Genomic DNA, 25,140 nt, shown 5'->3' on the forward strand with positions numbered 1-25,140 from the left:
ATGAGTGTGCACAGTCGACGGAGTGTGCTCCGTGGCGCCGCGGCCACGGCGGGTGCGCTCGCGGCCGGTACGGCGGCAACCACCGCGGCGGCCGCGGCCACGACCACTGGGACGGCCATCGGCGGCCCGAAGAGTCATGTCGGGCCCGCCGACCCTCGATACGGGTTCCTGGCCGGGCGCGGTTACAACGAGCGGTTCACCGGCTCGCCCGACCATATCCGCCTGGTCGGCTCGACAGACGACGTGGTGCGTGCGGTGAATGACGCGGTACGGGCCGGCAAGCGCGTCGCGGTGCGCAGCGGTGGGCACTGCTTCGAGGACTTCGTCGACAACCCAACCGTGCGGATGGTCATCGACATGGGCGCCATGACCGGGGTCTACTACGATCCGGCACGCCGGGCGTTCGCGGTGGAGGCCGGCGCGACGCTGGGTGAGGCGTACCGGCGGCTCTTTCTGGGCTGGGGCGTGACGCTCCCCGCGGGGTGGTGTCCCGAGGTCGGTGTCGGCGGCCATGTGGCCGCGGGAGGATACGGCCCCTTGTGTCGCCGTCATGGCCTCGCGGTCGACCATCTGTACGCGGTCGAGGTGGTGGTCGTCGACCGCGCCGGTAAGGCTCGCAGCGTGATCGCGACGCGGGACGCGACGGACCCCCACCGTGACCTGTGGTGGGCGCACACCGGCGGCGGCGGAGGATCGTTCGGCGTCGTGACCCGCTACTGGTTCCGGGATCTGCCGGAGCCGCCCGCCGACGTGCTGTCGTTCACGCTCCAATGGTCATGGGAAGGACTGCACGAGCCGGTATTCACGCGGCTCGTGCACAACCACGGACGCTGGTTCGAGCGGCACGGCGACCGATACCCCGACCTCTACACCGAGTTCCTGCTGTTCCGCCGCCAGCAGGGCGCGGTCATGCTGATCGGGCAGGTCTCGGGCGCCGGGGCGGAGCGGGTGCTCGACGAGCACGTCGCGGCGCTCGGCGCCGGCGTGGGTGGTCCCACCTCTCGAACCCAGGAGCGGCAGCCCTGGCTCGTGGCCGCGCTCAAAGGCTCGGACGACACGTTCGGGTGGCGGTTGAAGGTGAAGTCGGGATACTTGCGCCGCCCGTTCACCGACCGGCAGATCGCCGTCGCGTACCGCCATCTGACAACGGACGACCCTCACATCGTCGGCGGCGCGGTGAGCCTCAATTCCTACGGTGGCAGGGTCAACGCGGTGCCGCCGCACGCCACCGCCACCGCACATCGCGACGCCATCCTCAAGCTCTTCTACCTATCGGCATGGGCGGAACCGGCGGACGACGCACGGCACATGGCGTGGATCCGCGAGTTCTACCGCGACATGTACGCCGACACCGGCGGGGTGCCGGTCGACGGTGGCGCCTACATCGGCTATCCAGACACCGACCTCGCGGATCCACAGTGGAACACGTCGAGCCTGCCGTGGTCCACGCTGTACTACGGCGACAACGCGGCGAGGCTGCACGCGGCGAAACGGCGCTGGGACCCGCGCAACGTGTTCCACCATGCGCTCACCCCGTGACCGAGCGGCTCGCACCGATCAGCTCAGCGTGGATCACTGGCTCAACCGAGAAGGACCGCCTCACCGGCCCACGTGCGTCTCAATAGTTCACGGTGGTCAAGGTCGAACCAGCCTTCGGCCCGCTCTTCGTCGCTGAGTTCGGCCGGGTCGGGAGAGAAGACCTCCGGCACGAGTACATCCGGGTAGCTCGCGGCGGGCAGCTCTTGCAACCGCGTGGACTTGGGCCACGAACCGCGCGGTGGCCCGAGCACGTGCTCGACGTTCACGGCGGCGCCGAAGTCGAACCAATGGTGTTCGGTGTGCAGGTAGCGCGCTGTCGTCTGCCCGCCAATGGTGGCGCCGTAGTCGTTGTAGTCACCCACGATGCCACCGGCGACGGTCAGCGATCCGGCCACATTGAGCGAGCCGGCGGTGACGACATTGGCGGCCCGCATGTCGCCGAGGACGAACGCGCCCGACCACGGATCGTCGCCGTCACCGTAGGCGCCTCGCACGTCGAGGTTTCCGGTCACGACCAGGGCGGCGAGCTTCTCCGCGAACAGGTCGAGCGGGCCGGAAACGTTCAGGTCTCCTTCGACCAGCCGGACATCGTAGTGCCAGCTGTCCATGTCGGACGCGAAGAAGTCGCGGCCGATCTCGAACTGGCTGGTCAACCTCAACAGCTCGGCGCGCGTGACCTCGCCTTGCTGGAACGAGCGCCCAGCGGTGACCATCGACGCCCCGCTCAGCTTGCGAAGACCAGGTGCAGGTTCCAGTCTTCGGTCTTCGGACCAGGCTTGTAGTCGGTGATGATGTACTGCACGCAGCCCCAGCCATCCGCGACGCTCGGGACGAACGGGCGGCCCGCGTCGTCGCACTCCTGGTAGGTGGCGTATGTCGAGTGGTACTGCCAGTAGCCGTTGGTGTCACCACCATCCGCGGCCGCCGGCGACGCGACTGCCAACGAAATCACCATACCGGTAGCGATCGCCACTCCGAGATGACGGAACCTTCGCATCGCTTCCCTCCCCGTTTCAGATATTCATCGACAGTATGCCATGTTCGACCGAACACGCGAGCCCATCGCCAAGCCATTGACTGCCATAACTGTGTGGCCGCACGATATCCGTGTCCCTCCACGGCATCGGCGGAACGAGGCGGCGCGTGACCGGCATACCCACGAAATTCGCGATCGTCGACCAGGCGTTGCCACTGATCGGCTCGGTGGGGTCGAATGAGCATCGGTTCGTGTATCTGGGCGCCATCGGCGCGTCGCTCGGCGACTTCCTGCCATCGGGTGTCAGCGGGCCTCGCTCCCCGTACCTCGACGTGTGGTCGCCGGTGTTGCGGCTGTTCGCCGGCACGACGCCGACCAACGGCGTCGCCTACTGCCTGAACACCTTGTGGACAAGGCTGTCGCGCCTCCGCCAGGTCATCGACGACAAGGACAAGCTCGAACTCTTCGGCATGATCGACGAACTGCGCGAGCTCGACGCCATCGGCAAGAGCCTCTCCGCGGCCGTCGCCCAGATCCCGGGGATGCAGGCGGAGGTCTTCGAGTCCATCAAGCGTGCCGAGCCGTTCCCCTCGTCCCGCCCGAAGGTGCCGCCGAGCAACGCGTGGCACGTGCGCGGCACCCTCCACGGCAGCCATCCGGGACGATTCCTGCGGGCGCTGCGCGAGCGGGCCGCGGCCAGTACCGCCTCGGCCCAGGCGTTCGCGGTCGGCGCGGGCATCGGATACGCGAGCGACCTGTGCGGCAACCCCTACATCAACAGCGTGGTCAACGCCCCGCACCGGTCGCACTGGTGGCGGCACCGCTGGATCAGCAACAACATCGACACCTGGGTCTGGGGTTACTACCGCGCCAACGCCTCGATGTCCGGCGTGACGCCCAACCCGCCATACCCGGACTGGCCGAACCTGCGCGAGGCGAACCTGCAGGACCGGCTCGAGTTCGGGCTGGACCCGGCCGCCGTGCTGGGCGGCGTCCGCGCCGGTGGGCCCTTCGGGTTCCCGCTGCCGCAGGAGATCGTCGACGTGTGGCTGGCCGCCTACCGCGACACCTATGGCGCTCCACCGCCGGGCGTCGACTCCGCCGGGCTCCAGGGCGCGGCAAGCCTCGCCTGGCTCGTCCTCTGGCTGCAGACCTCCGGTCAGGCGATCCCCTGCGTGCCCCTGGGCCGGATACGGCATCCGGACGCGAGCACCCGACCGTCCTGGATGGACTCTGTCGGGCAGGTGGACGTCGACGGGCAGATCATCCAACCGCCCATGCCCTCCCGGGACCCCGACCCTGACGAGGCCGAGCTCGTCAGCGCGCTCATCGCCGCCGTCGTCGCCGCGTTCAACTTCTACGCCGGGGTGGTCGTCACCGGCATCGACTGGCTGGTCACCGCGATCGTGCTCGCCGTCGACGCGGTCACCGACCCGAAGTGGGACGAGTTGAGCGTCCACATCGGATGGGTGCTCGTCTACCTCTCCGGCGAGATCAAGGAGCTGCACGACCTGATGGCGTTGAGCGGGCTTGGTTTCCCCTACACCGAGCAGCTCGCCCACAACGCCGAAGCGCTGCGCGCCGGCGTCCGCACCGGAAACAGCAACGCGCTGGACACCGTTCGCAGCGTCCGCGACACCGGCGACTACCCGCAGACGCGGTGGCCGCTGCTCGACAGCGACTGGATCCGCCGGCCGACCGGCTCGGTCGAGCTGCCCGCCGTGAGCGCCTACGCCACGGCGCAGGAGGTCTGGCCGTCCCACTTCGTCGACGGGCACCGCTCCGGCACCGCCATCCAGGAGAACCCGCTCACCTCGGCCCTGACCGATCCGGCGATCTTCGCGCAGCGTGCCGCGCTGCTCAACTCCTCCAGGCCGCCGGGCCTGCTCTTCGGCAACGCCATCGACGTGGCCGTCGCCCTGTCCCCGCTCGACTCGCCCGCGCCGCCGCTCGACTGGGACCTGGACGCCGACCCTGGCATCGGCATGCCGACCTGGGTGCTGCCCAGCCCTGGCGCTCCCCGCGGCAGCGCCGTCGTCGAACCCTGAGCCGACCCGCCCCGCGGAGGTACCCGATGCCCGGCACACCACTCACTCGGCGTACGCTGCTCGCCGCCACCGGCGCGGCCACCGCCGCCGGTACCCTCTCCACCGGCCTGCCCGCGTCCGCACGGGCGCGGACCGCCGACGACCCCCCTCCCCGGGAGCCGGTCCGGCCGGTCCCCTACACGCCGTACCTCTTCACCCGGTACCGGGACAGCCTCACCGACCTGGCAACCCTCGACGACGGGCGGGCGGCCAACGGCGCCGTGCCGCCGGCGGCGGTGTTCTGGCTGTCCCCCGACATCCGGGTGGAGCCGGCCGACTCGCTCGGCAACCCGACCGCGGGCGTGCCCACCACCATTACCGCCTTCGTGACCAACGCCGGACGTGCCGACGCCTTCGCCGTACTGGTCGAGTTCTTCTGGTTCAACCCGTCGCTCGCCTTCGTCGCCGGCAACGCGAACCGGATCGGCAGTCGGCTGGTCGCCCTCCCCGACCACGGATACACGCCGGTGACCTGCCCGACGCCGTGGCGCCCGACGGTTGTCAACGGCGGCCACGAGTGCGTGGTCGTCCAACTGTCCACACCGGAGGAGGGTCCCGGTGGGCTCCGCTTCCCCTACGACGCCAGCCGGGACCGGCACGTGGGCCAGCGCAACCTGACCGTACGGGCGGCCACCAGGCCGCAGTCGCTGGGGATACGGGCCGCCAACCCGTTCACCACCCCGGCCACCTTCGCGCTGCTGCTGACCTCCACCGCCATCACGGCGAACCTCACCGCCCTGCGCCAGCTCACGCCGCAGGCGGCGGCCACCGTGCTGGCCAGCGCCACGCCGGGCACGCGAACCTCGCTGCTGCAAGCCACCGACGCGACCGGCACCGACTTCGGGGTACGCGTGAGCCAGACCCAGCAGGTCCCCGGGCAGCCGGGACCGGGCAGCCAGAGCCTCGCCGAGCACGTGCAGGCGCGCCAGGCGGCGGGCGGGCCAGCGGCAGCGGGCAGGTCACTGGCCCAGATCCCGCTCACTCCGGGCGCCGGCGCCACGATCACCGTCACCGTGCCGGCGGTCAGCCTGGCCTCCGGCCAGTACCTGGTGCACCGCTTCGTCCAGGCCACGTCCGGCGTCGCGGTCGGCGGCTACGCCGTGGTGCTCGCCGCCTCCTGACCTCTATAGGCGCATCCCGGCGTGGTCCAGGATGGACAGGCGTCGTACCCTCGGCGCGGGGAGGACGGTAACGTAACGCCAAGGGGTCTGATTGCCCGCCAACGGGGAAAACACGCGCGTCCTGATCGTGGACGACCAGGTCCTGATCAGGGTTGGACTGGTGGCGCTGCTGCGGGCCGCGCCAAACATCGAGGTGGTGGGCGAGGCTGGCGACGGCGCGGAGGCTGTCGCGCTCGCGGCGGCGACCCGCCCGCACGTGGTGCTGATGGACATCCGCATGCCGGGCATGGACGGCATCACCGCCACCAGGCGGATCATCGCCGCCGGCGGCGCCGATCCCTCGCGCGTCCTGGTACTGACCACATTCGACCTGGACGAGTACGTGTACCAGGCGCTGCGTGCCGGGGCGTCGGGCTTCCTGCTCAAGGAGGCGCCACCGGAACGCCTGCTGGCCGCGGTCGCCACTGTCGCCGCCGGAGACATGCTGTTCGCACCGTCCGTGATGCGGCGGCTCATCGAGGCGTACGCTCCACAGTCCACCGACGCGCGACCGGCGCCCGCCGAGCCGCAACTCGCCGGCCTGACCGGCCGCGAGCAGGAGGTGCTGCGCCTGGTGGGCACCGGGATGTCCAATGTGGAAATAGCGCAGCGGCTGGTCATCGCGGAGGGCACCGTCAAGACCCACGTCAACCGGACCATGGCGAAGCTGTCGCTCACCAGCCGTGCCCAGGCGGTGGTGTACGCCTACGAGTCCGGGCTGGTCACGCCGGGGCGCGGACCGGAAAGATAGCCGCCAGCGGGGTCGATCGGCAACGTGAGCGCCACCTCGAAACCACCGTCGAGACCACGCCCGGCGGTCAGGGCCCCGCCGTACAGCCGGGCCCGCTCCCCCATCCCGGCCAGCCCGTGCCCGCCGCCGGTCGACTCCACCGCTCCAGCGGGCCCGGGACCATCGTCGCTGACCGTCACGGTCAGCTCAGCGGCACCGTAGTCGAGCGAGACCGTCGCGGACGCCGACCCCGCATGCTTGATCACGTTGGTCAGAGACTCCTGGACCATCCGGTACGCGCACAGGTCCGCGCCGGGCGGCAACGGACGCGCGCGACCAGCCACGCTCACCACCACCGGTACACCCGCGTTGCGCACCCGAGCCACCAGGTCGTCGAGCCGGGCCAACCCAGGCGCCGGCTGGGCGTCTTCGCCCTCTTCCACATCGGACGCCGCGGCGCGCAACAGCCGCAGGACGCGACGCAGTTCCTCCAGCCCTTCGCGGCTCGTGTCGCCGATCGTGTCCAGCGCCGAACCCGCCGTCCCCGGGTCGGACCGCAGCACATACCGGGCCAGCCCAGCCTGTACCGCGATCACCGACATGTGGTGTGCGACCACATCGTGCAGCTCGCGGGCGATGCGCACCCGCTCCCGCGCGACCGCGAGCCGGGCGCGCTCCTCCCGCTCGTGCCGCAGCTGCGCCGTGAGCTCCCGCAGGCGCTGGTTACGGTCGGTAAGCTGGCGCGCTCCAATGCCGAAGAACACGACCACGGCCGTGACCACCACGGACTGCGCCACCGACGCGCCCAGCGGCGCGCCATACTTCACTCCACTGTAGGCGAACACCGCCGCCGTCAGCGCAGCGCCGGCCAGCGCGACACCCAGCCCACGCGACGCCGCGACCGTGTACGCCGCCAGCAGCGTGCCGACGATAATGAACGACGGCTGGTACCCTTCGGCGAAGAACCACACGAGCCCGGCGGACGCGGCGACGAGCACGAGCACCGGCGCCCGCCTGCGTGCCACCAGCGGCGCCCAGCCCAACACCGTCAACACCTGCGCGTACGCGTCCAACGGCGGCGAGCCCGGCGGCCGGTACGACGCCGACAACCACCCCGTGACGGCCGCGCCCGACACCGCGATGACGGTATCGATGAGCAGCGGCGGCACCCGTCGGAGCCGCCGCCACCCACGCACGACCAGAGAGTACAGCCTAGCTACATGCCGGACACTTCCAGATGTCAAGCTCCACCGGCATTCTCATTGTAGTTCCCTTTGGCACGCCGTGACCCTCGAGTTTGCTGGTATCCAGGATGGCCCCTCGTGAGAGGAGTAGCGGATATCCGATCTCCTGGTTGTCGGTGAAGTCGGCACCATCGCCGGTCTTCGTCTCGATGGCGACCCACCTTCCGCTTGTCGGGTGGCGAGCTACGAAGTCGGCCCGGAACTCGGTTCCTCCCGGCGTCCGGAATCTGACCTCGTCGACGATGTGGGTGTACCCTTCATCAGCCAGACGCTGCTCGGTGGCCGCCTCACCCAGCTTTCCGTGGGGATTTCCGGTAACGGGACACGCGCCGATGGTTGTGTTGTGCACCAGTACTGGGGTGTCGCCGGCGAGTACGTGGTACGTGTGGATGTCGGCGACGGTGAGATTGTGGACGCGGGTTCGTGCCGCCCAATGTCTGACCGCGGTGACCTGGACGTACGTGCCCGCCGAGGTCCGCAGCAGGTCGCCCGCACGCAGATCCTTGGCATCGACCCACTCGCCGAGGTTGACCGCCCAGAACGGATGCCCGTCGGTGGCGACGATGTCGTGCGGGCCTTGCTTCGTGGCCACCGTGACGGTGACGAGCTTCTTCTCGCCATCACCGACGATGGTGGCGGTGATGGGTTTCGCCTCGGTGCGTCCGGTCGCCGGGTCCGTGGCGACGACCTTGTCGCCGACCTTGAGGCGGTCGATCCGACTTCGGCCGCCGCTGGCGAGCAGGACCTGTGTCGCGGGAAGGAAACTGTTTCGCGAGCAGCCACCGGACGGGCCATCGCCTCGCGGCTTGCCGGGGGTTTTGGGGGTGTTGCGCTTGCCGCTTTTCAGGTTTGCCAGAAGGTCGTCAAGCTTTTTGAGCTGCTTCTGGAGCTTGGCTATCGTGGCCTGGGCCGCCCTGATGGCGCCCTGTACCTTCTTGTAGACCTTGATGGCCGTGCCGATTCTGGAGGCGAGCTTCGCGGCGAGCCGGGCAGCCTTCATGATCGGGAGGGCGTTGAGGATGAGGCTGGCGCAGGCGCCGATACTGCCGCTGAAGCACCCCTTGATGTCATTGATCATGAGGAAGTCCTTGACGAACTCCATCCCGGCGACCTTCAAGGCTTCGAGGATGGCGTTGCGCCGGGCGGCCTCGCGCTGCCGATCGATCTCGTTCCGCACGCGCTCCCGCTGGTTCTTGAGGTCGTCGTCGCTTCTGGGAACGCAAGGACCTTCGCATTCGGGTCCAGGAGGCGGGACCCTCCCCTCGCAGGGCGGGGCCAGTGACTTGGTGCAGCCGATACCGGTGCAGCACCGCTCCAAGCCGTCGGGGTCGGCCAGGGTGACCGGATTGTTGTCGGCGTAGTTGTAGCCGTTCATCTGTTGGGAGTCGCCCATGGCGATCACCGGATCGACCGAGATGAAGCGGCCCGAGTTGGGGTCGTAGCTGCGGGCGCCCAATGTGGTCAGTCCGGTGGTGGCGTCGACCGTACCGCCGACGAAGCCTTTCTCGTTGCTGGTGGGCCAGGCGTTGTTGCTGGCCCGGAGCTGGCCGAAGGGCGTGTACCGGCGCTGGGCGAGGGCGCCGGTCGCGGCGTTGATGGCCAGTTCACCGGTGCCGTGGTGGTCGTTGACCAGGAAGGTCACGCCGGCGGCGGTGCGCATGGCGTTCTGGTAGTAGCGGGTGGCCGTGGCCGAGGTGGCTCCCTTGGCCTGCCGCACCTCCAGCCCGGGCAGATACAGGGTGCTGCCCGTGGCGTCACGGCGGATCAGGCGGGAGCCGTCGGCGGCGTACAGGAACGACGTCTCGCCGTGGCGGCTGTCGGTGACCTTGACGAGCTCGCCCTCGACGTCCCACTCCAGGGTCTGGTTGCTGGCCTGCGTCTTGCGTTCGACGGTGTTGCCGGATGCGTCGTAGCGGTAGGTTTCGGCGCCCGCCCCCGGCACGGCACCCGTCACGGCGGCCAGCTGGTGTCCCTTGTAGAGGGAGGTGTCCACACCGGACCCGCCGGCGTAGGCGTACGCGCGTTGGCCGAGCGACGCGCCACCGCTGGCGCCGGCGCCGTAGGCGGCTTCGGTGACGCGGTTGCCGGCGTCGTCGTAGGTGTACGCGGCGCGGTACGGAGCGGGTCCCCCGATCGTGGCGGTGTCCGGGCTGGTGGCGCAGTCTCCGGCGGCGCCCTGGCTCCACGCCTCGGTAAGGCGCGCCAACGCGTCGTACCGGAAGCACTGGTTGTCGACGCCGTCGCGCGAGGTGTCGGTGATCTGGGTGACGTTGCCGGCGTCCTGGTACCGGTACTCCGCGCTGCGGTCCGTGCCCGCCATGCCGAAGTGAGAAGTGGTCGCCTTGACCAGCCGGCCGGTGCCGAACTCGTAGCTGAAGGTCTGGTCGACCTGCTTGCCGGTGGCGCCGGACTGCATGCGCTGGCCGATGACCTTGCCGGTCTTGGAGTAGTCGACGCCGGTGATGTATGTGGACAGTGGCGACTGGGTGGAGACCACGCGGCCGAGGCCGTCGTAGGTGACGGTGAGGTTCTCCGCGGGCAGGTCACCCGCCGCGGGACTGCTGGCGGCCGCGACACTTCCGTCCACATTGTACAGGGTGTCGAAGACGTACCCGTCGGGCTTGGCCAGGGCGCCCTCGGTGGACGGCAGGAGCACGCGGGTTCGCTGCGGCCGGTTCAGGTTGTCGTAGAGCTCGACCTGCGTGGTGTACCGGTTCGCACCGACGATCCGGGTCGCGCTGGTGGGCAGTCCCGCCCGGATGGTGTCGTAGGTGAACTCGGCCAGCTTGACGCCGGGCGACGCGGCGGTGGCGTCGTACCGGGCGACCACCCGGTCGAGGCCGTCGTATTCGATGCCTATCTTGCGGTTGCGGGCGTCGGTGCTCTGCACCGGGAGGTCGAGGTCGTTGTACTGGACCCGTTCGGTGCCGCGGTCGGGGTCGACCGTGGCGACGACGCGGCCCTTGATGTCGTACTGGAACGACCATGTCTTTTCGCCGGGCCCGGTGATGGTGGCTCGCTGGCCCCGGTGGTTGTACGTGTAGCGGACGACCACCGGATCGGCGCCACGGTGCTGGCGGATTTCGGTGGGGCGGCCGTGGATGTCGGTGTACGTGGTCTTCGGCGGGGCGCCAGCGGGCGGGACGACGGTGGTCCAGTTGCCGCCGTAGCTGTACGTGGTGCGCCACTTCTCGTTGTTGGCGCCGTCGCTGTTGCCGGTGAGCAGCCGTTCCGCCGTGACGCGGCCCTGACCGTCGTAGTTGAACCAGTTCTGGCTCTCCACGTCGCCGATGGCGGTGACCCCGAACAGCGCGGCCGCCGGTTCGCCGTCGGCGTAGTAGGCGTCGAAGGTGTGGTCGACCGAGCCGGACGCGTTGTAGAAGGTGTCGGCGACGATCCGTCCCTTGGCGGTGCCGTTGAGAGCGGGTCCCTGCGCCTGGCGCGGCCGCAGCCACCCGTCCAGCAGCGTGTACGCCGCTTCCAGTTCACCCGAGCGGTTGAGGGTCTTGGTGGCCACGGCGGTAACGGCCGTGTTGCGGACGAGGTACTGGAACTCGTTGTCGGGCGTACCGGTGGTCGATCGGCCGGGTGCCCACACCTTGCTGGTGCGGCCCAGCGCGTCGCGGGCCGCAGTGGTGGTTTTCTGGCCCGGGTCGGTCTCGGTGACCGGTGTACCCCAAGCCGGGTCGAGCACCCGCACGGTCCTGAGCGCGGAGGCGGGATTGCCGGCAATGGCCGGCGGCGTGATCGCCTCGACCTTGACGGTCAGCCCGTTCGCCTCGGTGTGGACGGTCTTCGACACGCGGCCCGCCGCGTCCGTGACGTCGGCGACGCGACCCAGGTTGTCGTATGTGGACCTGGCGGCGACGTGATAGGTGATCGCGGTGGCCGTGGCGGCTTTCGCCTCCTCGACCGCCGTCACGTCCCCGTGTTGCGGCGCAGCGCCGAGGGCGCCTCCGTCGTAGTAACTGCGGGTGTCGGAGATCAGATCCTGTGCGAGGTCGGGCGTCTGGCCACAGGGGCGAGCCACCGTGCGCTCGTGCGCCGGCAGCGGCAGCACCCGGTCGCCGGCGGCCGTCATGGTGACTGTGGTGCACTGCTCGTCGCCGGTGGCGTCGATGTCGCCGAGCTGTTGCGAGGTCAGTGGCTCGCCTGTGGTCAGGTCGAACGAGAGTACCGACGATCGGCTCTCCTGCCAGTCGGTGCCGACCAGCGTCATGACGCGGCTGGACCTGGTGCCGATCAGGTTAGCCGTCATGGTGCCCCACGGCCGGGTCCGGGACGCGGTCTGGTGGTGCCACGGCTCCTGGACGGCTTTGCTGACCGCCGTGCCACCGGCCCGGTCGTAGGTGACCGTGCGCACCACCGTGCCCTGCAGCGACTCGTGGTCGTTGTAGGTGGCGCCTTCCCCGTCGGCGACGGTGACCGCCTTGGCACCGCCGTCGGCGTCCTCCCGGTCTCCGTGCATCCCTTGGAAGAACCAATGGTCGGTCTGCGACGGGTTGGGGCCGGTCGCGCCGCCGATCACGCGTACCTTGTCGAAGCCGCGCCACTGCGACCAGGTCTTGAACTTCTCCGGCGTGAGCCCGTCGTCGTCGGTGTACCGCCACGCGGGCCGGCCGATGCTGTAGTCGTACCGGGTCACCACGTCGGGTGCGCCGCCGACCAGGTCCGTCTGGACGATCTCGGCGACGACGTACTTGTGGAACCAGTCCAGGGACGGGTCGGCGCCCCCGTTGGCGTTGACCCAGTACACGGGGAAGCACCGGCGGTGATTGGTGGGTGGTGCCGGTACGTCGCTGGGTGAGCAGTCCTTGCCGGTGTAGTTGATGTCGAGCACGCCGCCGGTCTCGTTCTGGATCGCGCCGAGCCGGTTCTTCACCAGCGGGCCGACGTCGTCGCCGAGCTTGTCGACCCGGTTCTCCAACTGGGTGTAGACGAAGCTGACCGGCGGCATCGTCACCGCTGGCGTCCCGGCGTGGCCGGTGTGCACGATATCGGTCAGCAACAGTTGCCGGTCGACGTCGGCGATACCCCACAGGTGCTTGAAGGTCCACGAGTCGACGTCGCGATAGCCGTCGCCGGAGGCGTTGAGAATGCTGGTCGTCACCTTCGCCAGGCGCTTGCGGGTCCAGAAGGACGGTGTTGCTGTGCCCTTGCCGTCCTTGCACTCGGTGCCGGCCTGGCAGTTCAGGTCCCACGGCACGTCCGGCCAGAATTCCGGGTGCTCTGTGATGTTCGACGCCGCACAGTCCGAGGCGGTGTCGCGGATACACCGCTCGACGTTGTCGAACTCCACCCGCGCCGGCGCCCGTTGCGGAAACAGGGCGCCGTTGCGCAGGCCGTAGTCGACCCGGGTCAGGTGGCCGCCGCGAACGTATGGCGTGTCGTCGCCGGCGCGCAGGTTCCGCGCGTACCGGTTGCCCTCCTTGGCGTAGTGGTAGACGACGGCGTTGCCGCGGGTGTCTTCGATGTAGTCGAGGTTCCAGCGCCACGCCTGCTGGCACCAGGAGTCCTTGAAGGCGTCCTGGTGGCACGGCTCCCCGCTGTCGTCGCCGAAGATCGGCACGGTCCACGCGGAGTTGGTTTCGGCGTTGCCGGATGCCCAGCCGGGCAGCCGGTTCTTGCCGAACCAGTACCGGGTGCCGTCGGGTGTGGTGACGCGCCAGTACTCGTTGCTGTCGTCACCGTTGCCGGTGTTGTCGTCGGTTCCGGTGAGCCGCTCGATCCTGGTGCCGTTGTCTTTTGCCATCTTCCAGGTGTTGGCCCCGGTGGCGATGAGCTCGCCGCCGAGCCCGCCGAGGCTCAGTGTCGCGTTGTCGTATCCCCAGCACTGGTCGGTCGGGTGCACCTGATAGGTGTCGTCCTTGGGTACGCCGTCGTCCTTGCAGGACTTGTACTTGCGTTCGATGTATCCGGGTGACAGCTCGAACCCGTCACCCACCCAGGAACCCTGGTTGTTGGTGGACCCGGTGCGCCCGTCGATCGACGCCGACGAGTACCCCACCGACAGGTTGGGGACCAGGCCGCCGGGCACCGGCGGCACCCGCATCGGGTACGACCAGGTGAAGTCGCCGGACTGCGTGCTGACCTCCCAGGTGGCCGAGGCGGCCAGCGGGGTGGCGCCGAAGTCGCCCTTGTCACCCGAGGGCCCGGCGACGGCCGCGAACACCACCGGCGCCGACCCGACATCCAGCTGGGCGCGCAGCGTCTTGGCGGCGGTGTCGTTGACCGTCTTCAGTGGAGTCGGCACGGCGCACCCCGGTTCGCGCGGTGTCGTGAGCACGCACTGCGGCAGCCGCGCCAGCCGCAGGCGCGCTCCGAAGGCACCCCCGTAGCCTTCGGCGAACCCGGCGTAGTCCACAGTGACGGTGACCGCGCTCGCCGCGGTGGCCGGCGTGGCAGCGGCTGTGCTCAGGCTGAACACCGGTCCCGGCAACCCGGCCCGCGTCGAGACCGCCCGGTCGTGGGTCCGCAACCGCAGCCGCGGCGCCACCGCCCGGCCGGCCGGCCGCAGCGCCACCGCGCCGCCCGCCGAAGCGGAGGTCGCGGCGGTGAGGTCGATGTCGACCTCGCCCGCGGCGGGCCACGACACGGTCGGGTCGAGCGCCTTGGCCATCTGCTGGCGCGGCTTGGCCTTGACCGGGCCGCCCTTGACGACGCGGTCACGGTCCTCGGGGCGGGGTTTGGCCGCCTCGGCGCGCGCCGCCGCGATCGCCGGGTGGACCGGCAAGGCGAGCGCCGTGCCGCCACCGCTGACCGCGATCGCGGTGACGAGGGCTGTGATCGTGCGGCGTGACCTCGCACCGGGCGCGGTCCACAGGAGACGGCTACGCATCGCCAGTCCTTTCCAAGCCTTCACCAGAGGTCACACGGTCGGGTGTCACAGGACGCGCCAGGCGTACCAGCCACCGCTGGCCGCGTTGTCGGCGCGCCACACGGTGCCGATGACGATGCGGTCGGCGGTGTGGGTGACCAGAGCCATTCCGGTCGGGCTCGCGTCCAGTACCGCGATCGGCGCCCGCACGGCGGCCCGCAGGTTCGGGTTCAGCTCGAACCAGCCGTGCCAGCCGCCGCTGGTGGTGATGGCGGGATCCCAGTACGTGGAGATGACCCGGCCGTCCGCCGCCGTCGTGAACACGTTCATCCGCCCCGGACCGGCCGTGGTGACGGTGACCGCCGCGCCTACGGCCGCCTTCAGGTTCGGGTTGAGCTCGAACCACGCCTGCCAGCCACCGTTCGTCGTGATGGCGGGATCCCAGTACGTGGAGATGACCCGGCCGTCAGCGGCGGTGGTGAACACGTTGATCCGGGCCGGACCCGACGTCGTCACGCCCACCGGGGTACCCGGCGCGGCCTTCAGGTTCGGGTTCAGCTCGAACCAGGCGCTGTGCCAGCCGCCGTTGGTGGTGATGGTGGGATCCCAGTACGTGGAGACGATCCGGCCGTCGGACGCCGTGGTGAACAGGTTCATCCGCCCCGCGCCCGACGTCGTGACGCTCACCGGCGTACCCGGTGCCGCCTTCGTGCCCGGGTTCACCTCGAACCACCCGTGCCAGCCCCCGTTGGTGGTGATCGCCGGATCCCAGTACGTGGAGATGACCCGGCCGTCGGACGCCGTGGTGAATAGGTTCATCCGCCCCGGACCGGTGGTCGTCACGGTCACCGTGGCACCGGCCGCCGCCTTCAGGTTGGGGTTGAGCTCGAACCAGTCGCGCCAGCCGCCGTTGGTCGTGACGGCCGGATCCCAGTACGTGGAGATGACCCGGCCGTCGGTCGCGGTGGTGAACAGCTGCAACCGCTGCGGCCCGGTCGTGGTGTGGCTGATCGGTGCCGCTGCCGCCGCCCGCAGGCTCGGGTTGAGCTCGAACCAGGTGCGGGCGCTGGCGTTGACGGCGTCGTCGCGGTCCCAGTAGGCGCCGGCGACCTGGCCCTCGTTGAGGGTGAAGAAGACGTTCTCCAGGTCCGAACCGGCCGGTCGGTCCGCGGTGTCGCCCAGGTTGTTGTCGTTGAGCGCCGCTTCGGAGAACTCCGAGATCTCCGTGGGCAGCGCCAGAGCATGGATCACCGCCTCGTCGGCCGGGCCGCGGGTTATCCAGAGGTCGTCGACCATGCCCTTCCAGTTCGCCGCGCCCGCCGGTCCCGTGCCGATCCGCACCGTCGTGATGGGACCGAAGGGCTTCTTTCCGTGCAGGAACGACTTCGTCGTCGACTCGGCGGCCGCTTCCAGCGTGCCGTTGACCCACAGCTCGACGATGCGTTCGCGGGCGTTGTGCACGACCGCGATGTGGTCCCAGTCGCCGAACCCGGTGTGGAAGGCGGAGTGCTCCACGGTGGACACCGCGGCGGTCGCGCTGTCGGCCCCGCGCACCTGCAGGACGTACCGCTCCTTGGCCGCGTCGTACTTGACGACCACCGCGCTGGTGTTCGCCCCTGCCAGGCTCAGCAGGTTCATCGAGGCGGTCGGTACACCGTCGGTCTGCACGTACGCGGAGACCGTGAAGCTCTCCCGCGGGTCGAGCACCGCGGCGTCGATGGCGGCGTAGTTGGCGGCGCCGCCGGGCAGGGTGAGCGAGCCAGCGGACCCACCGACCGTGCCAGGAACCACAATGGACTCCGTCGAGTACTTGGCGGTGCCGTTGAGTCGCACCGCCTTGCGCACGCCCTCGCCGCTGTCGTCGCCGTTCTGGTTCATGTGCCAGACGTGGGTGACGGTGAGCATGTCCTTGGAAAGCTTGGCCGCCTCGGCGACGCTGACGACGCGGTCGTAGACCCGCACGTCGTCGATCTTCCCGATGAACCGGTCCGTCCAGTTGCCCTGCCACCGGGCACGCCCGATCACGGTGGACCCGCCGGCGGCCCAGGGCGAGGTGAAGGCCACCGGGGTACCCGGCTTGCCGTTCACGAAGATCTGGATCTGCTTGGCCACGCTGTCGTAGACGCCGACCAGGTGCACCCACTCGTCCAGCGGCACCGCCTCGGACGCGATCGCCTCGACGTGGGTGCTGTCGGCGTCGGCGGTGTTGCGTGCGAAGACCCAACGGTTGGCGGACTTCTTGTACTTGAGGAAGAACCCCGAATGGTAGGCGCCGTCCTGGCTGACCACGGTGACGTTGTGCGCCACCGACGACGACAGTTTCGCCCACGCCGTCACCGAGAAGTTCTTCGTCAGGTCCAGCACCGGGGCGCCGTTGCTGGTGACATCGGTGTTGGTGCCGTTGAAGGCGGCCGCCTTGCCGCGCGCGCCGGCCTCGCCCAGCTTCAGGTCGCCCCAGACCGTCCCCTGGTACCGGCCACGCGCGGAGTCCACCAGCGCGGTGGCGCCGGGCGCGTCGTTGAGCTTCCAGTGCGCCTTGGGAGCGCGCCCGTCGGCCACCTTGAAGGTGAACGTCGCCGATCCCTTGGAGAAGTTGCCGGAAGCGTCGGCCACCCGCACGTAGAGCGTGTTGCTTCCCATCACCTTGGGCAGCACGTGGATGGTCTCGGTGGCGGCGTTCGGCGTGCGCGCCTTGAGCATCGCCGGTGTCGGCTCCTCGTTGACGTCGTACGCGAACTTCGTCACCGACGAGTGCAGCGTGATGGTGAACTTCCCGTACCGCCCCAGGCCGTCCTGATGCAGCTGGCTGGGGTTGGCGGGGTCCTCCTCGTTGTACCCGTCGGGCGCCGAGGAGTTGATGTCCGGCAGGGGCGGGGCCTGGGTGTCGTAGATGAAATGGCAGGCGTACGCCTCACCGGCGTCGCTCCACGGACCCTTGACGCCCTTGCCGCCACCGTCGCGGGCGCGCACGTGCCACTTGATGACCGTGTTGGCGGGGATCTTCCCGGCCGGTACGCGCACCGAGAACCGGTTCCCAGTCTTGCCGGTGGCCGCGCTCTTGGCCTTGGTGACGTGGTTCCACGTGCGCTTGGTGCCGCCGGCGTCGGTCCACCACACGTCGAACTCGGCGGTGAGCTTCTCGGCCGAGCGGGCGTAGGTGTCGCGGTCGACCAGGTTCTTGGCGTTCAGGGTGGGCTGGGACCAGTTGAACCGGGCGGGATCCTCCGGCGGCGCGCACGCGCCACCCGGCTCCGTCCACAGTTGACTGAGCTTCGGCTTGGCCGGCGGGGTGTTGTAGTGCACCCGCACCCACGCCCACGGGTCGAACCGCTTCCAGGCGAGCTCGTCGCCCTCGTCGGCGGCGCGCAGACCGAATGTGGTGTGCTTCCAACCCTCCTTGGCCGCCTCCCGGATGCCGGAGGTGACGTTGAAGACCACATCGCCCGCCGGGCAGGTGCTGCTCGCGCAGCCGGACCAGCCCTTGGCCACGTTGCGGCGGTCCAGCCGGCGCAGCCAGTTGTCGGAGGTGGAGTTCCACGTCGAGTTGGCGCCGAACGCCTTCGCCAGGTGGATGTCCACCGGCCGCTTGCTGCCCGAGGCCGCCCACACCTCGCGCACGTGCAGTTCCGCGGAGATGATGTGCTTTCCGGTCAGCCAGCCGGTCGGCACCCGGTAGAACAGGCGCTTCTTGTGCGGGGAGCCGCAGCTGCGCCCGCTGGAGGGCAGCCCGATCGGGCACCTCCCGACACCCTGATCGGTCTTGAAGTTGTAGACCTCGTACCCGGTGCTCGACACCATGAGGTTGGCGTTGCTGCGCGGCGTGCGGTACATCGGGTCGATGTAGACCGGGAACCGCGTGTCGCTCGCGCCCAGCATGGCCTGGTCCGGGGCGAGCGTCAGCGCCTGGTCGGTGGCCGCGACCGGGATGGTGGAGATCTTCGAGGCGTCGCCGGGACCGCTGTCGGTCGCCTCGGTCACGGGTGGCGGTGCCGGCGGCCCTTCGTCCTCGGTGGTCACCTGCGCACGGGGTGCCGCCGCGGCGGACGCGGCCGGGGTCGGGGTGGAGTCCCACATCAACGCCTTCGGCGCCTCGAACACCACCGCGCCGGTCTCCGGGTCGACCGCCTGCTGCGTGCCGTCCGGCGCGACCGTCACGGACAGGGTGGGCGCGGAGAGGCCCAGGGTGAGGCTAGCCAGCCGGGGGTCGGCGGCAGCGGCCGCGGTCTTGACGACCAGCACGTGCGAGAAGCCCTCCGCGGTGGCCTTGACGCGCAGGTCGACGTCCGATCCCAGCACGCCGGCGTACACGGCGGTGTCCTTCTCCAGTACCGGTGCGGGCAGGGTGCCCGGCCACGTCAGCGAGAAGGTGTGTCCCTGATGGGTCAGCGTCGCCAGCGGACCCGTGCCGCCCGTCGACAGCTTCAGGTCCACAATGGAGCCGTAGGGCGCGAGTACCCCGTTCTTGACCCGGACGTTGTTGTACACCGGCCACCAGGCGCCGTCCTTCTTCAGTCGCACCGGCGTGAGCTGCCCGCTGGAGTACAGGCCGCCGTCCGGGGTGGCAAACACCTGCCGGTCCTCGCCGCGCTCGGGCAGGACCTCGACGAGCTGGCCGCTGCGGGCGGCCGCCTCCAGCGCCTCCGGCGCGTCCCGTGCCGGGTTCGTCGAGGTCGTCCACTGGTTCTCCGACAGCGTCACGTTGTCGACGCGCGCGGTGAAGTCGGCTCCCGCCCCCAGGTGGAAAGCCACCTCACCCACCGTCGTGTCCAGGTTGGAGTCGAACGTGTACGTGTACCGCCGCGTCTCCGTGCCGAGCTGTACCTCCTCGTCCAGCGCGGCGCTGTAAGGGTCGATGTTCTCGCGCACCAGCGCCCGCACGGTGACGTCTGTCGAGGCGGAGGCGTCGAAGGCCAGCGTGTAGGTGCGCTTGCCGCGCAGGGTCTTGCCGCGCTGGCTCACCCACGCCTGCGCCGGCTCGACCGCGGTGGCGGCGACGGCGGCGCTCAACACTCCACTGTCGACGGCCGTGGTGACGCCGCCGCTCGCCCAGGACGCGGTGCCGCCGGCGAAGTCGCCGTTCACCATCAGCGGGGTGCTGAACGAGCCGCGGCCGTAGAAGGCCACCTTCTCGTACGTCCACCCCTCGGCCAGCAGCCGGTCCTTCTCCGCGTCGCCCACCGGGTACGCGTAATAGTCGGTCTTGCGAACCTGGTGAACCGGCAGCAACCCGTCCCCGCCGATCGGGCTGGCGTAGAAGTCGATGCCGAGGTCGGTCCAGCCGGCCGCGATGGCGGCGTCGCGTACGGCCACATCGGCGGTGTAGATACGGCTGGTGTACGACGGCCGATACAGGTGGTAGATCGGGACCAGACCCTCGCCCGCCTCAGGGGCGACGTTCAGCACGATCCCGTCGGTGGCGAATCCGTAAAGGCGCACCGCGTTCTCGTCTTCCTGATACCACCTGGTGAAAAGCGTCTTCTCCCCGCCGCCGTACGGCATCCGGCTGCGGTACAAGGGCTTCACCATGCTCGCCACCGCGCTCGCCGGTGCCGAGTCGGCCTTGACCTCACTGGGATCGGCACTCGCCGCGGCACCGTGAAAACCAACGACCATTCCGGATGCCATGACCGTCGCGACCACCCACGCGCCGATTCTCCGCATGCCCATGCCGCCCCCTCCCGTATGCGTTGCGGCCGGAGCCTATTCGGCTCCGGCCGCGGTCGCGTACAGCAAGGGTTTGATCGAGTCGTAAACTTTGGCGGTACCTCCCGCCGCTTTACGCCGTCCTGTCAGCGGACGATGCTTGTCACGGAATGAAGCGAGCCGAAGGAGGAACCAGAATGTTGCGAGGACTCACCACCATCCGACTCGTCGCCGACGATGTATTGGCCGCCGCGGCCTGGTACACCGAACTGCTCGGCGTCGAGCCATACTTCAAACGCGACATCGAGGAAGTGCCCGCCTACGTCGAATTCCGCATCGGCGACTACCAACACGAACTCGGCATCGCCAACACCCGGTTCGTCCCGCATACCCACGCGGACAAGACAGCGGGCACACTGGTGTATTGGCACGTCGACGACGTCCAGGGCACCCTCGACCGGCTGCTGTCACTGGGCGCCACCGTCCACGAGCCCTTGATCGAGCGCGGCCCCGGATTCGTCACCGCGTCCGTGATCGACCCGTTCGGCAACGTGCTCGGCGTGATGTACAACCAGCACTACCTCGACATCCTCGGCACGAGGCACATCAGCTGATCATGTCGGCCGTCGACCTGGACCCGGATCGTGCGACACACACACCCTCTTGCAGGCCGTACAGATCGCCTGGTGCACGGCCTACCCGAAACTGGGTATCACCTCCCGGGCCGAACTCCGCGCCACAGACCTCGACTAGAGATCTTCCGCGGCGTCCGCCGCGGTAGCTCAAAACCCGATCCTGACCCGACCCTAAAAGGTCTCTAGCGGTAGCAGCTGGGCACGCTCCCCCGTGATGAGCAGAACTTCGCCATCACGTAGTGCCCAGTGCGGCCGTCGGGCCGCGGTGTACGCGCGTGACAAAGCGTCACAGGCCGCGGTCTCCGGGTGGCCCGGAGACCGCACGTGCGGCACGAACGGGCGATCCAGCAGGCCAAGGCCGCTCATGATCGGTTCGCCGGCGGCGGTGGGATCGTCGACGAGTTCCAACCCGTTCAGGTCAGGGGCCAGGACGCAGGCGCCGGCGCTGTATGCGCCGTAGACGGCGGCGTCGCGACGCAACAGGTCTCGCAAAACCTTGTCGGCGCCCGTATCGGCCAGGACGCGGCGCAGCACAAAAACGTTGCCGCCGCGCACCCACACGACGTCGTAGCCGGCCAGACTGGCAACCGCGGCGGGCTCGCGCAGATCGGTCAACGTGACATCGAGGCCGGCGGCATGAAGGTCGTCAAAATCGCGCCGTAGGCCGGCGTCACGCGCGTGAGCCGGCAGCCCGTCGAGAGCGTTCGGGATCAGCGCGGTGCGCCGGCCGGGACCGGCCAACTCGACGAGCCGGTCGGGATGCGCCCCAACCCGAAACGACGACAGATACAGTCGCATCGCGCAGGAAGGTCTTCAGTCCTCGACGCATTCCAGCGCGTCGCGGGCCGCGCCGAGACGCCGCAGCAGGATTCCCAGTGCACGCTGGTCGGCCTTGCTCAGCTCCGCGAACACGGAGTGCTCGACGCCGGCGACGGCCGCCTCGATCTCGGCCACCACGGCCTCGGCTTGCTCGGTCAGCCGCACGACATGCCGTCGCCGGTCGGAGGGGTCTCGCTGCCGGGTGACGAACTCGCGGCGCTCCAGGTCGTTGAGGATGGACACCAGCACGCTCGGATCGACCTCCAGGGCGTGGGCCAGGGCGAGCTGGCTCATGCCACCGGAGTCAGCGAGATGCAGCAGCGCGAGGCAGTGCCGCGGCTTCAGCCCGGTGGCCGTCATCGCCGCCTGCATCCGCGCGTTGACCACGAGACCCGCGCGAGCGAGCACGAACCCGAGGCGGTCCATCACACCGTTCGCTGCTGGCACAGACGTACCCTACCAGATCAATGATCGGCGGGATCAACGGTATGTCGGCAACAATCGTCTACTCGACAGAATCGTTGATGGGCATCAACGATCTGCTAGGTTCAACGACATGGAGGTTCGATCGCACACACCCGCCGGATCGCCCCTGCTGGCCGAACTGCTGCGGGTGCATGACTGGCTGCGGCGAGATCTGCGGCAGTGTCAGGAGATAGCCCGCGCGACCCGGGAAGGCGCCGCGGCGGTGCGGGTCCGTGAACAGGTACGGGAGCTAGAGACGTCCGGTCCACTGTGGCGGTTGCGAGCCAATTGCTTGCAGTACTGCGCGCTTGTGCACAGCCACCACCGCCTGGAGGACGATGTGCTGTTCCCGGCCATGCGCCGGTACGCCCCCGAGCTGGGCAAGCTTGTCGACCGGCTGGAGCGTGACCACCGGGAGGTCGCCGCGCTTCTCGACCGCGTCACCACAGCCGCCGAAGCCCTGACCGGCCCGCGGCCTGACGATGTCCGCGCGCGGCTGGCGGCGGCTCTCGACCGGCTGGCCGAGCACCTGCTGGAGCACCTCGAGCTCGAGGAGAAGACCCTCGCACCGGTGCTCATCAAGCACCAGCTGCGCCCAGAGGACCTGATGCGGCGGTGATCAGGCGCCGGCGAGACCCCTCTTGATCAACGGGAACAAGTCGGTCATGATCTGTATCCCCTCAATGTCTATTCAACAAGGACGAGTACACATGAAACTCCAGTTCGGACGGTCCGCCCGCAGGGTCTCGACGGTCGCCGCCGCGAGCATCGGCACGGTGCTGCTGGTGTCCAACCCGGCGTTCGCCGCGTACAACGACGGCTTCGCCGCGATCACGACCAACTCATGCGGGTCGGCCATCTTTGTCGACCATGGTGAGGGGGCTCCCGGCGGCGGCAGCAACGACGACTACGTCCTGATCCGCGACAACTGTTCCGACAGCCACGGCGTCCGGGCCTATGCCTGGGTCACGGAGCGCACCTCGGCCGGCGACCTGACCTACAGCCTCGGGTCGAAGTACAACGGCAACGGGGTCGCGGGCGCGGACGTCGTCTGGGACCCGTTCATCGACGGCAACGTGCGGGCGGGCGACACCGTGAAGCTGAGGATCTGCCTGGTCGACGGCAGCGGCGACACCACCGGCGCGGCCTGCGGCTCGGCCAGCCACACCAGCGTGGACGGCTGACCAGCCTCCGGCGATCAGCGCATCGGCTCGCGAACGACCGAACGATCGGCGAACGCCGCCGCGAAGAGCGAATTCGTGGCGACACCCGATCGTTCGTCCAGGAACTCCGGCAGCAGGACCGCGGCCGGATCGGCGGCGACATGGCCACCGTGGTCGCGGTCGCCGCGAAGGCGTACATCGACGTCGCTGTAGGTTTCGAGCCAGGCGCGGGTCGTGGTGGCGCCCTGGACACGGAGCGAGCCGCATTCGTAGAGGTCGGTCACCAGCAGATTGGAGACAGTGAGCGAACCCGCGACGAACAGCCAGCATTCGCTGCTGCAGAAGAGGTTTTGGGCCGTGACGGAGCCCGTGACGAGCAGCGGGACGTAGTAGCCCTCATTGTAGAAGTGCAGCGGACCGTCGACGGTGAGGTCGCCGTCGATCAGATACACCAGGCCGTCGTCGCCGTAACCCTCGTGGTGGCCGTTTCCGATGGCGACAGCGCCGCTGACGGCGATGTCGCCGCGGTGCACGAAGACCCGCTCGGGATCCTCGCCGAACAGCACATCGAACTCGAACAAATCGGCGGTGGCGCCGCCGCCCGCGTCGGAGTCCAGGGGCAGCAGGGCCAACGCCTCGTCAAGGGGCATCGCGTCCCATGCTGTCGTCAGCGCGTCGAAGGGTGCGGGCATCGCGGCGTTCCTCTCCATGTTTGGACGGCGCCGGACTGTATCACCGCCGGAGGCGGATCAGAGCCGCCAGTATCCGCGCAGCTGGCCGTCCCGGTATCCGAAATGGACACCTGGACGGACCTCCACTCGACCACCCGCCAACACGCTTTCAGGCACATCGAAGACGATCCAGCCGTCGGTGTATTGCCCTGCCGCCAGATCCGGTGACTCGAAATGCGGCTCCCCGAGCATGATCCGAGCGTCCTGTTTGTACACCCTGCCGCCAGCGTCGACGACCGTGAAGTCGCAGCCACACGCGAAAACCTCTCCCTTCTTCGCGCGTACGGCCAGGTGCACCAGAAGAAAGATGCCGTTCGTGGGCGTGCGATCCCAATCGTCGACCTTCGCCTGCGCGGTCGCGATGACCGTGTACTCGATGTTGGCTTTGGATGTGGTGACCGCCAAGGTCTCGCCCACGGCCACTTCCGCCTTCTCGCCGGGGGCGCCGACCGGGGCGATTTCGATGCCGCCCACGCCTCCCGTGCGATCGAAGACGGTGTAGAAACAGCCGAAGAGGACGACAGGTACCACCAGTCCCACGGCGGCGGCGAGCCACGATGATGAGCGGTTCTGACGCGTTGTCGATTCAGACATCGAGGATCCGTCCCCGCGCGGGCGGCGCCGGTGGTGGCCGTTTTACCCGGTCCGGGTGGAAGCCGGGCAGGGTGGTGAGTTGCCGGGCCTCGGCCGCGTTCACATCGATGGCCGCGTTCACATCGATCGGAGCGGGCGGGGGCGGCAACGGTGCTGGTTGCGGGCTGCACCACAGGCGGTATCGGGTGCTCCAGCGCAGCAACACAACGATGATCACGGCGTACGCGAGGCTGCTGAACCAGACCGCCACGAATGCCGTGGCGAATTCGTTCCGGTCCGCCACAGGACCCTTGACCATCAAGTACAGGAACGTCAAGCTGGCGACCAAGTACATGGGGCCAGGGATCCACCAGTCCGGCCGCCGGGCCAGCCGTCCGACGGCGAAGAACACGAAACCAGCGAGCAGGCCTCCTCCGCCAATTGTGCTCGCCACCAACCAGAACTGCGCGTTGAAGCCAGGCCGCCACCGGCCCTCAGCCATCGCCGACATCACGCGGCTCCTTTCGGCCCGCGGTGGCCGCGGCGGCGGCCCTGCTC

General features: G+C 69.2%; 17 protein-coding genes. 7 read left to right on the forward strand and 10 right to left on the reverse strand.

Annotation, left to right across the window (positions count from 1 at the left end):
- Positions 1-1,539 (forward strand): FAD-binding oxidoreductase, encoded by a 1,539-nt coding sequence (locus QMG73_RS09200; RefSeq protein WP_281893757.1) that lies wholly within the window; start codon positions 1-3, stop codon positions 1,537-1,539.
- Positions 1,540-1,580: 41 nt separating this feature from the next.
- On the opposite strand, the gene QMG73_RS09205 is transcribed toward QMG73_RS09200, so the two are convergent.
- On the reverse strand, positions 1,581-2,252 hold the full coding sequence (locus tag QMG73_RS09205; RefSeq protein ID WP_281893758.1) for a hypothetical protein: 672 nt from the start codon (positions 2,250-2,252) through the stop codon (positions 1,581-1,583).
- Between the two features lie 11 nt (positions 2,253-2,263).
- Entirely contained in the window at positions 2,264-2,482 is a 219-nt protein-coding gene (locus QMG73_RS09210) for a hypothetical protein (protein WP_281893759.1), read from the reverse strand.
- Between the two features lie 200 nt (positions 2,483-2,682).
- Between QMG73_RS09210 and QMG73_RS09215 the strand changes: the two genes are divergently transcribed.
- From QMG73_RS09215 to QMG73_RS09225, 3 genes are all read left to right on the forward strand, one after another.
- Positions 2,683-4,563, forward strand: coding sequence for a hypothetical protein (locus QMG73_RS09215; RefSeq protein ID WP_281893760.1), 1,881 nt, complete (start codon positions 2,683-2,685; stop codon positions 4,561-4,563).
- 26 nt (positions 4,564-4,589) lie between these two features.
- Positions 4,590-5,723 (forward strand): hypothetical protein, encoded by a 1,134-nt coding sequence (locus QMG73_RS09220; RefSeq protein WP_281893762.1) that lies wholly within the window; start codon positions 4,590-4,592, stop codon positions 5,721-5,723.
- Between the two features lie 91 nt (positions 5,724-5,814).
- Positions 5,815-6,513 (forward strand): response regulator, encoded by a 699-nt coding sequence (locus QMG73_RS09225; protein WP_281893763.1) that lies wholly within the window; start codon positions 5,815-5,817, stop codon positions 6,511-6,513.
- On the opposite strand, the gene QMG73_RS09230 is transcribed toward QMG73_RS09225, so the two are convergent.
- Genes QMG73_RS09230 through QMG73_RS09240 form a run of 3 tightly spaced genes read right to left on the reverse strand, consistent with a single transcriptional unit; the run spans position 6,468 to position 20,220 of the window.
- A complete protein-coding gene (locus QMG73_RS09230; RefSeq protein ID WP_281893764.1) occupies positions 6,468-7,688 on the reverse strand; it encodes a sensor histidine kinase in 1,221 nt (406 codons plus the stop codon). The genes QMG73_RS09225 and QMG73_RS09230 overlap by 46 nt on opposite strands.
- A 16-nt stretch (positions 7,689-7,704) precedes the next feature.
- A complete protein-coding gene (locus tag QMG73_RS09235) occupies positions 7,705-14,574 on the reverse strand; it encodes a polymorphic toxin-type HINT domain-containing protein (RefSeq protein ID WP_281893766.1) in 6,870 nt (2,289 codons plus the stop codon).
- A 45-nt stretch (positions 14,575-14,619) separates the two neighbouring features.
- The gene (locus QMG73_RS09240; RefSeq protein WP_281893767.1) at positions 14,620-20,220 is read right to left on the reverse strand and encodes a LamG-like jellyroll fold domain-containing protein; all 5,601 of its coding nucleotides are present in this window, start codon (positions 20,218-20,220) and stop codon (positions 14,620-14,622) included.
- A gap of 173 nt (positions 20,221-20,393) precedes the next feature.
- Between QMG73_RS09240 and QMG73_RS09245 the strand changes: the two genes are divergently transcribed.
- Positions 20,394-20,810 (forward strand): VOC family protein, encoded by a 417-nt coding sequence (locus QMG73_RS09245; RefSeq protein WP_281893768.1) that lies wholly within the window; start codon positions 20,394-20,396, stop codon positions 20,808-20,810.
- Positions 20,811-21,002: 192 nt separating this feature from the next.
- Here the strand turns inward: QMG73_RS09245 and QMG73_RS09250 are convergent, their stop codons facing one another.
- Both QMG73_RS09250 and QMG73_RS09255 read right to left on the reverse strand, forming a co-directional pair.
- On the reverse strand, positions 21,003-21,572 hold the full coding sequence (locus tag QMG73_RS09250) for a Type 1 glutamine amidotransferase-like domain-containing protein (protein ID WP_281893769.1): 570 nt from the start codon (positions 21,570-21,572) through the stop codon (positions 21,003-21,005).
- Positions 21,573-21,644: 72 nt separating this feature from the next.
- The gene (locus QMG73_RS09255) at positions 21,645-22,097 is read right to left on the reverse strand and encodes a MarR family winged helix-turn-helix transcriptional regulator (RefSeq protein ID WP_281893770.1); all 453 of its coding nucleotides are present in this window, start codon (positions 22,095-22,097) and stop codon (positions 21,645-21,647) included.
- 109 nt (positions 22,098-22,206) lie between these two features.
- On the opposite strand from QMG73_RS09255, the gene QMG73_RS09260 reads away from it, so the two are divergent.
- Together QMG73_RS09260 and QMG73_RS09265 are read left to right on the forward strand one after the other, a co-directional pair.
- Positions 22,207-22,734, forward strand: coding sequence for a hemerythrin domain-containing protein (locus QMG73_RS09260; protein ID WP_281893771.1), 528 nt, complete (start codon positions 22,207-22,209; stop codon positions 22,732-22,734).
- Positions 22,735-22,825: 91 nt separating this feature from the next.
- A complete protein-coding gene (locus tag QMG73_RS09265) occupies positions 22,826-23,299 on the forward strand; it encodes a hypothetical protein (protein WP_281893773.1) in 474 nt (157 codons plus the stop codon).
- A 14-nt stretch (positions 23,300-23,313) separates the two neighbouring features.
- On the opposite strand, the gene QMG73_RS09270 is transcribed toward QMG73_RS09265, so the two are convergent.
- From QMG73_RS09270 to QMG73_RS09280, 3 genes are read right to left on the reverse strand one after another with little or no spacing between them, the layout of a single operon-like run.
- On the reverse strand, positions 23,314-23,970 hold the full coding sequence (locus QMG73_RS09270; protein ID WP_281893774.1) for a hypothetical protein: 657 nt from the start codon (positions 23,968-23,970) through the stop codon (positions 23,314-23,316).
- Positions 23,971-24,027: 57 nt separating this feature from the next.
- Positions 24,028-24,603: a DUF4352 domain-containing protein gene (locus QMG73_RS09275; RefSeq protein WP_281893775.1), complete on the reverse strand. Its 576-nt coding sequence runs from the start codon at positions 24,601-24,603 to the stop codon at positions 24,028-24,030.
- On the reverse strand, positions 24,596-25,093 hold the full coding sequence (locus tag QMG73_RS09280; RefSeq protein ID WP_281893777.1) for a hypothetical protein: 498 nt from the start codon (positions 25,091-25,093) through the stop codon (positions 24,596-24,598). Before QMG73_RS09280 ends, QMG73_RS09275 begins: the two co-directional genes overlap by 8 nt.
- Between the last annotated feature and the right edge of the window lie 47 nt (positions 25,094-25,140).

Origin of the sequence: Phytohabitans aurantiacus (genome assembly GCF_027923225.1) — a bacterium.
Taxonomy (GTDB): domain Bacteria; phylum Actinomycetota; class Actinomycetes; order Mycobacteriales; family Micromonosporaceae; genus Phytohabitans; species Phytohabitans aurantiacus.